We start from the raw sequence: 12,659 nt of genomic DNA on the forward strand, positions 1-12,659 counted from the left end.
TTGCGAATGCTAAGTTTTCTAATAGGTAGGTGCCAACATGGGAAAAATAATGTCCATCGCGAATCAAAAAGGTGGCGTAGGAAAAACGACTTCATCCGTTAACTTAAGTGCATGCCTTGCGCATTTAGGTAATAAAGTTTTACTTGTTGATACAGATCCTCAAGGTAATGCAACAAGTGGAGTGGGCATCAATAAGGCGGATGTAAATAAGTGTATATACAATGTACTCGTTGAAGATGTACCAGCTGAAGAAGTTTGTATTTCAACAAATGAACACAATTTAGATATCATACCAGCAACCATTCAATTGGCTGGAGCGGAAATTGAACTTGTACCAACGATTTCTAGAGAAATTAGATTAAAAAAGTCATTGGAAAGTTTAAAGGAAACCTATGATTATATCATCATAGATTGTCCGCCTTCATTGGGGCTCTTAACGATCAATGCTCTAACATCATCAGATACGGTGCTTATACCAGTCCAATGTGAATATTACGCACTGGAAGGATTAAGTCAATTACTAAACACGATTCGCCTCGTGCAAAAGCATTTAAACACAGAGTTAATGATAGAAGGCGTTCTATTAACGATGCTAGATGCCAGGACAAATTTAGGTATTCAAGTAATAGAAGAAGTTAAAAAGTACTTTCAGGATAAGGTATATAAAGTAATCATACCAAGAAATGTACGATTAGGAGAAGCACCTAGTCATGGGCAACCGATCATTACTTATGATCCAAAATCGAAGGGCGCAGAAGTATATCTTGAATTAGCGAAGGAAGTGATGGTTAATGGCGAAAGGGTTAGGTAGAGGGTTGGATGCTTTCTTTCCAGCTATTGAAAAGCAGGAAGAAGACGCCATCCAAGAAATTGCTATCACTGAATGTAGACCAAATCCATATCAACCTAGAAAAACATTTCATGCAGATGCAATTGAAGAATTAAAAGAATCTATTCTTGAATATGGCATTATCCAGCCTTTAATCGTAAGGGAAAGTATTAAGGGCTATGAGATTGTAGTAGGAGAAAGGCGCTTTCGCGCTGCGAAGGAAGCAGGTTTGGAGACAGTACCTGTTGTCGTTAAAGAGCTAACCGATGAAAAAATGATGGAACTGGCATTACTTGAAAACCTGCAACGTGAGGACTTAACGCCAATCGAAGAAGCACATGCATATGCAAATTTAATGCATGAATTGAAAGTTACACAAGAAGAATTATCAAGGCGCTTAGGTAAAAGCCGATCACATATCGCTAACATTGTTCGCCTACTTTCATTACCGGATCAGGTCACAGCTTATATTAATAACGGTGAGCTTTCGATGGGGCACGGCCGTGCATTACTGGGACTAAAGGATAAGGATAAGGTTATCCCATTGGTAAATAAAATAAGACGACAGAAGTTAAATGTAAGACAAGTGGAACAGCTTATTATCCAATTGAATGATAAACCAATGGTTAAAAAGGAAAAACCAAAAAAAGATATTTTTCTCCAAGAAAGAGAATCTGTTTTGCGGGACCGTTTAGGAACAGGTGTCAATATCCATCGTGGTAAGCAAAAAGGCAAAATTGAAATTGAGTTTTATAGTGATGATGATTTAGAACGGATCATTGGTGTATTGGAAAAGCAATAGCATAGATTTTCATTTGAATGACTGACGACATAACCGTCAGTCATTTGTTATACTAGTGGAGCATATTGGAAGCTCTTTCCGGTGAAAATATTTGAGTCAATTTCTTCACTTAAAATCTGTATTTAAGTCTGACTATTTGGATGTGTGCTAAAACCGTTGATTTTCACTGCAGGCGGACGCTTTCCGCGGGCACGGCTTCAGCCACCTCGAGAAAACCGCTCTGTGGGGTCTTCAGACACGTGCTGTTCCCGCTGGAGTCGCCGCCTCCTGTTCCAATCAACGATATAGTGCTTCGAATTAACGAATGATTAAATGATGGTGTCTCTTATATTTAGGACTATGGGTAGGTTGAAGTGAATATTTTGGCTTCATATCTTCTTCCAAAACATCCAATTTTTCATTGCAAGGTTCTGGAAAATGTTTTTGAAATGTTATACTAGTAGGAAATTGATCTAATCACTTTTTCATTCGAGAAGCTGGGAGGGGATAAGGAAATGATCTATTTTGATCAGGCTGCATCTTCTTTTCCAAAGCCTGCCAAGGTTATTGAAGCGATGACGACGTTCATGCAGGAAAATGGTGCAAACCCTGGCAGGGGAGGGCATGAGATGGCACAAGATGCGAATAGGGTCATCAACCGAACAAGAGAAGTTGCCTCATCATTATTTGGCTGTAGTAATCCACGAAAAGCATTATTTTATCAGAATGCCACGGTCGCATTAAACCAGGCGATTCAAGGTTTAACTTGGAAAAAAGAGGACCATATTATTGCCAGTTCCGTAGAACATAATTCAATTCGCAGGCCATTAGAATATTTAAAAAGGCGTTATGGTATATCTGTCTCTTATATCGATTGGTGTGATGATGAAGAGAAATTTCTGGAGGCTGTAACGAACAAAATTAATTCAAACACAAAATTAATTGCAATGACACATGCTTCTAATGTTACAGGATCAATTTTACCGATTGATACAGTTATGAAACAAGCGAAACAGAGAAATATCATTACATTAGTGGATGCTTCGCAAACAGCTGGCCATATGCCGATACATATGCAAGAACAAAAAATTGATATGCTTGTTTTCCCTGGGCATAAAGGATTGTTAGGTCCGCAGGGGACAGGAATGCTACTTGTAGAAGGTGAACTGGATCTCACCCCACTACATTATGGCGGGACCGGAGCCTTTTCTGAGTATCCGGATCAGCCGGATCAATGGCCAGAAAAGTTGGAGAGCGGAACATTGAATACGCCCGGAATTGTCGGCCTTCATGCTGCATTAATAGCGTATGAAGAACGAAAGAATGAAATTGTTCCACGTGAAACAATGCTTACAAAGCAGCTGTTAAAAGGGGTAAAGGCATTACCTGGAATTACATGTTATGGTCTAGGAGAGACAGCAGAACGGATGCCGGTCGTAGCCTTCAACGTGAATGGAGTAGATTCTCAGGAAATCGCAATGATCTTAGACTCACATTATAAGATTGCTGTCCGTGCCGGTTTGCACTGTAGCCCGTTAACACATGAAACATTGGAAACAAGTGATCAGGGAGTTGTTAGGGTCAGCCTTGGTCGATATAATACAGACAAAGAAGTGGAAACCTTTTTGTCAGCGATGAAAGAAATTGTTATAGCTTACGAACAGATTTAATTCATTCTTTATATAGGGGTTGCAGCAATGGTTTTATATGGCACATTAGTAAACGGCGTATTGATTATCATAGGGAGCTTACTTGGCCTGTTTTTTACAAACATACCGGAAAGATATAAAGAAACAGTAATGCATGGAATTGGACTTGTAGTAATCTTAATTGGTCTTCAAATGGCCTTTTCTACAGAAGTGATTATTGTTGTATTGTTAAGCTTGCTCACAGGAGCAGTTATTGGTGAGTTTATCGGTTTAGAAGCAGGGCTCAATCGATTGGGGTCCTGGATTGGTAGTAAATTTACTACAAGAAACAGTGATATTAGTGTTGCGCAAGGGTTTGTGACAGCATCATTGGTTTTTGTTATTGGTGCCATGTCCGTGATTGGTGCACTTGACAGTGGTATTCGTGGTGATCACGAAATACTCATTACAAAAGGTATTTTGGATGGCTTTGTTGCGCTTGTTTTTACAACAACATTGGGATTTGGTGTTGTTTTCTCTGTGATCCCCGTTGTCTTATATCAGGGAGCTATTGCGTTACTCGCCACGCAAATTGATCAATGGTTGCCAGAGCAATTTTTAAACGGATTAATTATTGAAATAACAGCGGTTGGAGGAATTCTGATCTTAGCAATTGGACTAAATATGTTAAAAATAGTCAATATAAGAATTGGAAATTTACTACCATCTATTTTAACCGTAGGCTTTATTTACTATATTTATCAATTGTTTTAGGAAAATATCGGATAATATATAAAAGTAACGGGTGTATCTTTGCGCCCGTTACTTTTATATATTAGATAGAAAAATAAGGTCAAAGACTTTTCTCCGTTGGCTCATCTTTGCGTAAGATAACAGGGGGGAGCGCATAATTATATTTCAATTGTTGATCAATTTGTTCTAATATACCAGCTATTTTATGTGCCATATCGAAAACAATGGACAATCTAGTATTTTGTAAAATGGAATATTCCATCCATCCACTGATGTTAACAACCCCAGTCAGATGGATATCACCGATAGATGGTAGGGGCTTGTTTAAAGCGGCACCTGGCTTCAATGGACCAATTCCGGCAATAAGCTGTCCAATGGATGTGTTTTTTCCCAGACAAGCATCGACAGCGATGATGAACGGTCTTTTATGATTGGCTTTAATATGGTTTACATATTCCTTCAGGTTCGTAGCGTGTACCGGCTCATGCAATGTGCCATAAATCGCTACATGTTTCGGTTTCATCTCAGAAAAAAAAGTCCCTGCTAAGGGCCCTAATGCATCTCCGGTGGAACGGTCTGTTCCGATAAAAACCACGATATATTCACGTGGAAAGGGCGGAAGCCATGAGATGATTTTTTCGCTTATTTCCTTATGGAGCATTGGATCGGTATGCAGCATGCGAAGTGATTCATTATTTTTGGCAAAACGTTGTTTAAGATTCATAGCTTATCCTCCACAAACATATTGGTATAGTATACGGATAAAATCTTCGATCTATACATCAATAATGCAACTAATTGGAGGAAAAGCGATGTTTCGTTCTGGCATGAAGTGGATGTTTCTAATTATTGGGACAACGATTGGGGCTGGATATGCTTCTGGGAGAGAGTTATGGCAATTTTTTGGACATGAAAGTGGACTGGCTATTGTGTTGTTTGCGGTATTTTTTACCATGTCTTGTATTGTTATTATGCAGGTGAGTTATAAAAATCAGTCAACACAATATTTGCCGGTATTACGGAAAATTGTTGGTGCAAAGCTAACTAGGATCTATGATGTCATGATATTTTTATATTTATATACAACCACTGTTGTCATGATTGCAGGAAGTGGTGCGACCGGACAGGCGTTTAACTTCTCCTATTGGTGGGGAATAGGTATTATGGTTGGCGTACTCATCTTATTATTTATGAAGGGTATCAATGGTATTTTATCCGTAAATCAATATGTGTTGCCAATATTAATTATCGGGTTATTGTTTATGTTACTGCAGTTTACGCATGACCAAAAGCTTGCGCTGTTTTCACATTGGCACGAGCAACGGAATTGGACAGCTGCATTTCCGTTTACGGCATTAAATATTTTACCATTAATTGCTGTTCTCGGGGCAATTGGCAATAAGATTAAGTCGAAACAGGAGATTTGGATTGCTTCTATCAGCAGTGGGGTTATTTTAGGCGTCGTATCCTATATATACAACAACAGTTTAATTCAAATTGCTGATGAAATGCTTTTATACGAAATCCCTATGTTTGCGATTTTAAAAAATTATCCGTTTGGTATGTTAATCTTTATGTCCATACTTTTATGGATTGCTATCTTTACAACTGCCGCTGCTGGAGTTCTTGGTATTGTAACAAGAATACAGGACTTTTTTAGGAAGCCGTTAAGTTTGCTGGCCGTTGTCATCTTAGTTACAATGATTCCATTAACAACACTTGGATTTTCAACACTGATCAGTTACATTTATCCGATATATGGCATATTGAATTTATATGTGCTAACACGCTTATTGCTATTCCCTTTATGGAATAAAAATTAGAAAAAACACGAAACGTTGCTGGAGGAATTTATTATGGAAGAAACAAATAAGCTTTTTACATCTTTATGGGAAAAAATCACTGGTCCAGACCTTTGGCTGGATATCGCTGGTGGGTTGCTACAAATTGTTTTTATTGCACTATTAGCAATGATCGTAGTGCGTATTAGTAGGAATCTAATTAATAGTCTGTTTAAAGATAGCCAAAAGAGACAAAGACCGATGCGTATTTCCGAAAGACGTGAAAATACCCTTATAAAGTTGACGCAGAGCGTTATTAGCTATGTTGTATACTTTATCGCCTTTATTATGATATTAAAGGTCGTTCATATTGAAATTGGACCTTTACTTGCAGGTGCAGGTGTTGCTGGTTTAGCAATTGGTTTTGGAGCACAGAATCTTGTCCGAGACATTATTTCAGGATTCTTTATTGTTTTTGAAGATCAATTTTCAGTAGGTGACTATGTATTAGTTGCTGGTGTCGAAGGTACAGTAGAAGAAATTGGACTTAGAACGACCAAAGTTTTAAGTTTTACGGGAGAAATGAATGTATTGCCAAATGGGGACATTACCCAAGTTACCAATTATTCAATACGAAATGGCTTGTCACTTGTCGAAATCAACATCCCGTATGAAAGTGATGTATCAAAAGCCGAAAGCGTGATTGAAGAAGTAGCCACTACATTACCGCAAGAATATGATTATCTTGTCGGTAAACCGGAAATTCAAGGCATAACGGAATTGAATGTATCACACTATGTGATTCGAATTATTGCAGAAACAGAGCCAACGATGCAATGGGCTGGTGAACGTATGATTCGTAGAGTAATGCAGGATCGGTTGTATAAATCTGGTATAGAAATACCATCACCACGCCTTGTCGTTTATTCCAGTGAAGAAAAACAGCAATTGCTAAAAAGAGGATACGAGCGGGATCAATAAAAATCCTGTATAATGAGATATAAAAAAGGGAGTTCACCAAATGGCAGAAAAAGAATTTGGATTGAATGATGTTGTACAAATGAAAAAACCACACCCTTGTGGCGAAAATCGCTGGAAAATAATCCGTATGGGCATGGACATTCGGATAAAATGTTTAGGTTGCGAGCATAGTGTGATGATTCCACGCAGAGAGTTTACAAAGAAACTGAAAAAGGTATTGGAAAAAAGTGAAGAATAAAGGGTAATTTCATTCAGGGGGAGCAATGTAAAATTTAATTTGAAATCCATTAAAATGGACGATCCCCCTTGTAAAATGATAAAATAGAAGGAAGAATGAAGTTAAAAAAACAATATGATAGCATAAGAGACAAAAATAGGTGTACTTTGGTTACCTATTTTTGTTTTTTGCCAACTTGATTTTTAATTTTTGCAATCTATAATTGGAATTACAACTTAGTTCATATGAATGAAATCCTTAAGGAGTGGAAGTTGAATGGCATTAACAGCAGGAATTGTTGGTCTCCCCAATGTAGGTAAATCTACATTATTTAACGCAATCACACAGGCTGGGGCAGAATCGGCCAATTATCCGTTTTGTACGATTGATCCGAACGTTGGTATCGTGGAAGTTCCGGATGATCGTTTGAATAAATTAACAGAACTAGTAAAGCCCAAAAAGACAATACCAACAGCATTTGAATTTACAGATATTGCAGGTATTGTTAAGGGTGCAAGTAAAGGAGAGGGGCTGGGAAACCAATTTCTCTCACATATCCGCCAGGTGGATGCGATATGCCACGTCGTCCGTTGCTTTCAGGATGAAAATGTTACACATGTTTCCGGTAAAATTGATCCCATTGATGATATTGAGATTATCAATCTGGAATTAATTTTATCAGATTTAGAAACAGTGAACAAAAAGTATGACAAAACAGAAAAGCTAGCAAGACAGAAGGACAAAGATGCAGTTGCTGAATTTAATGTCATGGCAAAACTAAAGGAAGGATTAGAAGAAGAAATCCCAGCGCGCGCTATTGAATTTAATGAAGATCAATTAAAGATTGTCAAAGGGCTTCACTTACTGACGAGTAAACCAATTTTATATGCGGCAAATGTAAGCGAAGATGAAATTGCTGATCCGAGTAACAATGAAAATGTACAAAAGGTACGTGATTACGCAGCAAAAGAAAATGCGGAAGTAATTGTTGTTTGTGCAAAAATTGAAGAGGAAATTTCCGAGCTGGACCAAGATGAAAAAGCAATGTTCTTGGAAGAACTTGGTATCCCAGAATCTGGTCTTGACCAGTTAATTAGAGCTACTTATGATTTATTGGGATTGGCTACCTATTTCACAGCGGGTGAACAGGAAGTACGTGCATGGACATTCCAAGAAGGGATGAAAGCACCACAAGCGGCAGGTATTATTCATACCGATTTTGAACGAGGTTTTATTCGTGCAGAGACCGTTTCCTATGATGATCTAGCAGAAGCTGGGGCGATGGCTCAAGCACGCGAAAAAGGCAGGGTAAGGTTAGAAGGAAAAGAATACATCGTTCAAGATGGCGATGTCATTCATTTTCGCTTTAATGTATAACGAAAAATTAGGATCCCTCGAAGAGATAGTTGTTTTATAGGAAAAGATTTGGTATAATATATCATTGTGAGTAATTAAATTACGATTACTCCTTGCTCCTGGACATATCAGGAGCCGCTAAGACCAAAAGGAGGTGCTACGGATGAGAAAATACGAAATCATGTACATCATCCGCCCAGACATTGAAGAGGAAGCTAAAACTGCTCTAGTTGAGCGTTTTAACAAAATCCTTACTGATAATGGAGCGGAGATTGCAAAAGTTGATGAAAAAGGCAAGAAACGTCTTGCATATGAAATCAATGACTATCATGATGGATACTATGTACTGATTAACTTCAGCAGTGATGATCAAGCAATTAACGAATTTGATCGTTTAGCGAAGTTCTCAGATGATATTGTTCGCCATATGATAATTCGAGAAGATGATTAATAATAAGGGGTGGTTCTGATGTTAAATCGTGTCGTACTTGTTGGCAGGTTAACGAAGGATCCTGATTTACGTTATACACCAAATGGTACAGCAGTTGCTAACTTTACACTAGCGGTTAACCGACCTTTTTCGAATCAGCAAGGAAACCGTGAAGCAGATTTTATTAACTGTGTCGTTTGGCGCAGACCTGCTGAGAATCTTGCTAACTACATGAAAAAAGGTAGTCTGGTTGGTGTCGATGGACGTGTTCAAACACGGACATATGAAGGACAAGATGGTAAAACTGTATTTGTAACGGAAATAGTTGCAGACAGTGTACAATTTTTGGAATCAAAAGGTGCCTCTCAAGGAGGACAAAACAATTCAGGATTCCAGCAAAACAATAATCAGAACCAATTTCAAAATAATAATCAAAACCAAAACCAAAACCAGAATCAAAATCAAAATCAGGAAGATCCATTTCAAAATAATGGAGAACCTATCGATATATCAGATGATGATTTACCATTTTAAAAAGGTGTTCTACAGTTTTCTTCATGATAACTGTCGGACATATATACACTAATAAAGGAGGGGTATGAATGGCACCTCGTCGTGGACGCGCTAAGCGTCGTAAAGTGTGTTATTTCACTGCAAACGGAATTACACATATCGATTATAAAGACGTTGATTTGCTAAGACGTTTCATTTCAGAACGTGGAAAAATTCTTCCGCGTCGTGTAACTGGAACATCTGCTAAATACCAACGTAAACTTACAAAAGCAATCAAACGTGCTCGTACTATCGCATTATTGCCTTACGTATCCGAGCAATAAAATAAAACCTTTAAATTTAGCCTTTCAGCTAGATTTAAAGGTTTTTTTACTTTGTAGTGTGCTAAAACCGTTGATTTCCACTGCAGGCGGACGCTTTCCGCGCGCACGGCTTCAGCCTCCTTGAGAAACCCACACTAAGGGGTCTTCAGACACGTGCTGGGACTGCGATTACTCGTCCCACCGAAAACCTTTGTTCCCGCTGGGAGTCGCCGCCTTCCGTTTCAATCAACGATGTAGTGTTCCGAATTAATAAATGTGTATTGATGATAAAATCACATCCCAGTTTTACTTTAGAATAATAATAGGGTTTGTAGTGTGCTAATTACCTTTCTCACCAAAAATATTTTTTGCCGAAAGTGGTATTAGTCCATTTACTTATCACTAAGGGGCCTTCAGATACGTGCTGTTCTAAGCAGAAGAGTCAGTGTGAGCCCGCGGAAAGCGTAGTATATTTCCGTAGCGAAGGTATATCGCACTTTGTAATATTTTGCCGAAACTTGGGCTAAGGCTTATTTGTTAAACCCGTAGGATTGCAAAATGGATACACCTTGATCGCTTTTTAAAAACGAAATAAAATCTCTTGCCTGTTTATTGTATTCACTATAAGATGTCACACCTGCAGGGTAAACGATGTCTTCGTGTAAATCATTATCGACTTCTAGGATCACATCTACATTATTTACATGTGACATATCAGAAGCGTACACAAAGCCAGCATCTGCGCTTCCGGATTGTACATCCGCTAATACCTGATGCACGTCTTTTTCATAAATAAATTTATCCAGTAAAGGTGCTCCCCATATATTTGCTTGTTGTAAAGCCTCTTTCGTGTAACTGCCAGCCGCAACACTGTCGGGATCTCCGATTGCAATTTGATTGATTGCCAAGGATGGTAATTCATTGAGGGAATCAATTGTAAATGGATGGTTTTTATTGGCGATAAGTACAAGTTCATTGGTAGCAAAGTTTGTTCTTGTTCCTGAAGCAATTAATTCCTGCTCATCAAGCATGTCCATCCATTCCTGGTCAGCGGATAGAAAGATATCTGTTGGTGCGCCTTGCTGAATTTGTTGGGCAAGCTTTCCAGAGCTATCAAAGTTTAAGGTTATTTTAGTGTCTGGATCAACCTTTTTATAGGATTCAACTAATTCGTCCATCACATTCGTAAGACTCATTGCCGCGGAAATGTGTAGCTCGTCCTCGGTATTAGATTTCTGGAAAAGATCATCGGAACATCCAGATAACATAAAAAGAGACAAAACAAGCAGCAAATATTTTTCCATAACAATAATCAACCTCCTTACGGTGTACGTATTCTCCGCTTGGGATACACAGAAATAATTTTAATTAAAAACACGAATGTATAAATTAAAAACAACCATAGAAATGAATCGCTAACTGGATAGATCAAGGCGATGATTGTATATAGAATGAATGGTATTGTCGTTGTATAGGCACTCATTTTCCATAGGATGGCAAAGCGCAATTTACGTTTCATGAGCTTTGCGATGCCGACCGAAATATAGGCAATCAAGGAAAGCAATAGAAATACGATCACTGTCATTGGTAAATAATAAAATATAAAGAAATAAATAATCCGGAAGAATATATTTAGGTCAGTTCCCGGTCCGCTTGTTGCTGTTAAGCGCTCAATCAAAGCCGGTACAGAGACCAACAATAAAAGAATAAACATATATAGGACTGCTATATCCATACCGATACGATTAAGCTGGAACATTGCCTTTTTATTAGGCAATTTGATACTATGTAAAAATGCCTGCAGGAAAATCATTTTTTTCATCCTTCTATAATAAATTTCGGGTTATATCTGTATTATAGTAGAAAATGCAATTAAAAGCTTATATGTACCTGAAAAAGTAATGATATTTTAACAAATAACGACAAGAAACATATAGAGATTGATGTTTGAAAACGTAAGCCGCGCACTTCAACATCTTTATTGCCCGGGAAATATTTTTTTCAACATTTTCTGACACCCATTTCTATAAAAATCATGTTATCATATTACAATGGTATGAAAAATAAATATTTAATAAATATGAGTGTTTAGACGAGGTGCAAGTATGAATCAGTCAAAAAAAATTACGGATGGTGCAGTGTGTATCGCTACATTTGTAGTGTTGTTACTCATTACCCTTTTTGTGCCAATCGTATCTATTGTTGGCCCTTTTTTATTACCAATTCCATTTGTAATATATGCTTCCCGATATTATTTTAAGGCATCATTCATCATGTTTGTTGGCGCGGTCATTTTAAGTCTGCTGTTTGCAACCATTTTTACCCTTCCACTTGTTGTACTCATGGGATTCGGTGGTATAATGATTGGAACATCTATTTATAAAAAGTTATCGGCTTATGAGACTTGGGCACGGGGTGCATTCGGGTTTGCCGTTGGTCTGTTATTTGTTTTTGTATTTAGCCAGGTGGCATTCGATGTGAATTGGGTCGATCAATTGGATGAGATGGTAACAGAATCGCTGGAAATGAGTACCAATCTCTTAAATGACCTTGGTGTTGGAGAACAAGCAGATGAAGTACAGGAAGTTATGCATGATCAAATTGATCTTTTAAAGAACTTACTGCCGGTTGCAATCGCTACTATTGCTATCTTTTTAGCTTTTGTTAGTCAGTGGATCAGTTATAAAGTACTTAATCGATTAGAAAGAAAAAGATTATATTTCCCGCCATTTCGCACTTTGCGATTTCCAACGGCAATTGTTTGGATATATTTTTTCGCGTTAATTGTTTCCTTGTTTAATTCGGATCCAATGAGTACCTTTTATATAGCGTCGGAAAATGTTTTAATGTTAACGGGGTTAATTATGACCATTCAAGGCTTTTCTTTTATATTTTTCTATGCACATCATAAGAAAATGTCAAAGGCGATACCAATCCTTAGTGTGGTTTTAACATTGATCTTCCCCATGATTTTACTGTATTTGGTTCGTATCTTAGGTATAATTGATATAGGCTTTAGGCTAAGAGAGCAAATAGCTAGAAAGAAATAGTGTAAGATATCGTGCCAAAGAATGAGGAGCTGAATGTG

At 37.9% G+C, this 12,659-nt stretch carries 15 protein-coding genes; 12 read left to right on the top strand and 3 right to left on the bottom strand.

All coding sequences use genetic code 11. From position 1 onward, the window contains the following. Window positions 1–37 precede the first annotated feature (37 nt). From JOC34_RS18365 to JOC34_RS18380, 4 genes are all read left to right on the top strand, one after another. Window positions 38–811, top strand: a complete 774-nt coding sequence (locus tag JOC34_RS18365; RefSeq protein ID WP_205138244.1) for a ParA family protein — start codon at window positions 38–40, stop codon at window positions 809–811. Beyond that, the gene (locus JOC34_RS18370; protein WP_205138245.1) at window positions 792–1,631 is read left to right on the top strand and encodes a ParB/RepB/Spo0J family partition protein; all 840 of its coding nucleotides are present in this window, start codon (window positions 792–794) and stop codon (window positions 1,629–1,631) included. The genes JOC34_RS18365 and JOC34_RS18370 overlap by 20 nt, the downstream gene beginning before the upstream one ends. A gap of 494 nt (window positions 1,632–2,125) precedes the next feature. Further along, window positions 2,126–3,280, top strand: a complete 1,155-nt coding sequence (locus JOC34_RS18375; protein WP_205138246.1) for an aminotransferase class V-fold PLP-dependent enzyme — start codon at window positions 2,126–2,128, stop codon at window positions 3,278–3,280. Window positions 3,281–3,307: 27 nt separating this feature from the next. Continuing rightward, complete coding sequence (locus JOC34_RS18380) at window positions 3,308–4,012, top strand: DUF554 domain-containing protein (protein WP_205138247.1); 705 nt, start codon at window positions 3,308–3,310, stop codon at window positions 4,010–4,012. A gap of 79 nt (window positions 4,013–4,091) precedes the next feature. Here the strand turns inward: JOC34_RS18380 and yyaC are convergent, their stop codons facing one another. Beyond that, complete coding sequence (gene yyaC / locus JOC34_RS18385) at window positions 4,092–4,715, bottom strand: spore protease YyaC (RefSeq protein ID WP_205138248.1); 624 nt, start codon at window positions 4,713–4,715, stop codon at window positions 4,092–4,094. A gap of 88 nt (window positions 4,716–4,803) precedes the next feature. Between yyaC and JOC34_RS18390 the strand changes: the two genes are divergently transcribed. The 7 genes from JOC34_RS18390 to rpsR all read left to right on the top strand — a co-directional run bounded on the left by JOC34_RS18390 (window position 4,804) and on the right by rpsR (window position 9,592). Continuing rightward, window positions 4,804–5,814 carry a YkvI family membrane protein gene (locus tag JOC34_RS18390; protein ID WP_205138249.1) on the top strand — a complete coding sequence of 337 codons (1,011 nt, stop codon included), beginning with the start codon at window positions 4,804–4,806 and terminating at the stop codon, window positions 5,812–5,814. Window positions 5,815–5,847: 33 nt separating this feature from the next. Then, window positions 5,848–6,753 (top strand): mechanosensitive ion channel family protein, encoded by a 906-nt coding sequence (locus JOC34_RS18395; RefSeq protein WP_205138250.1) that lies wholly within the window; start codon window positions 5,848–5,850, stop codon window positions 6,751–6,753. Window positions 6,754–6,793: 40 nt separating this feature from the next. Beyond that, window positions 6,794–6,991, top strand: a complete 198-nt coding sequence (locus tag JOC34_RS18400; RefSeq protein WP_205138251.1) for a DUF951 domain-containing protein — start codon at window positions 6,794–6,796, stop codon at window positions 6,989–6,991. Between the two features lie 255 nt (window positions 6,992–7,246). Continuing rightward, on the top strand, window positions 7,247–8,347 hold the full coding sequence (gene ychF, locus JOC34_RS18405) for a redox-regulated ATPase YchF (protein ID WP_205138252.1): 1,101 nt from the start codon (window positions 7,247–7,249) through the stop codon (window positions 8,345–8,347). A gap of 142 nt (window positions 8,348–8,489) precedes the next feature. Beyond that, window positions 8,490–8,777: a 30S ribosomal protein S6 gene (gene rpsF, locus JOC34_RS18410; RefSeq protein WP_205138253.1), complete on the top strand. Its 288-nt coding sequence runs from the start codon at window positions 8,490–8,492 to the stop codon at window positions 8,775–8,777. Window positions 8,778–8,795: 18 nt separating this feature from the next. Then, a complete protein-coding gene (gene ssb / locus JOC34_RS18415; RefSeq protein WP_205138254.1) occupies window positions 8,796–9,290 on the top strand; it encodes a single-stranded DNA-binding protein in 495 nt (164 codons plus the stop codon). Between the two features lie 68 nt (window positions 9,291–9,358). Continuing rightward, complete coding sequence (gene rpsR / locus JOC34_RS18420) at window positions 9,359–9,592, top strand: 30S ribosomal protein S18 (RefSeq protein WP_205138255.1); 234 nt, start codon at window positions 9,359–9,361, stop codon at window positions 9,590–9,592. Between the two features lie 509 nt (window positions 9,593–10,101). Here rpsR and modA read toward each other — a convergent pair. Further along, on the bottom strand, window positions 10,102–10,875 hold the full coding sequence (gene modA, locus JOC34_RS18425) for a molybdate ABC transporter substrate-binding protein (RefSeq protein WP_205138256.1): 774 nt from the start codon (window positions 10,873–10,875) through the stop codon (window positions 10,102–10,104). Window positions 10,876–10,892: 17 nt separating this feature from the next. Then, the gene (locus JOC34_RS18430; RefSeq protein ID WP_239544576.1) at window positions 10,893–11,393 is read right to left on the bottom strand and encodes a DUF1189 family protein; all 501 of its coding nucleotides are present in this window, start codon (window positions 11,391–11,393) and stop codon (window positions 10,893–10,895) included. Window positions 11,394–11,676: 283 nt separating this feature from the next. On the opposite strand from JOC34_RS18430, the gene JOC34_RS18435 reads away from it, so the two are divergent. After that, a complete protein-coding gene (locus JOC34_RS18435; protein WP_205138257.1) occupies window positions 11,677–12,621 on the top strand; it encodes a YybS family protein in 945 nt (314 codons plus the stop codon). The last annotated feature ends 38 nt before the right edge of the window (window positions 12,622–12,659 follow it).

It is taken from the genome of Virgibacillus halotolerans (genome assembly GCF_016908515.1).
Lineage (GTDB): Bacteria > Bacillota > Bacilli > Bacillales > Amphibacillaceae > Virgibacillus_M > Virgibacillus_M halotolerans.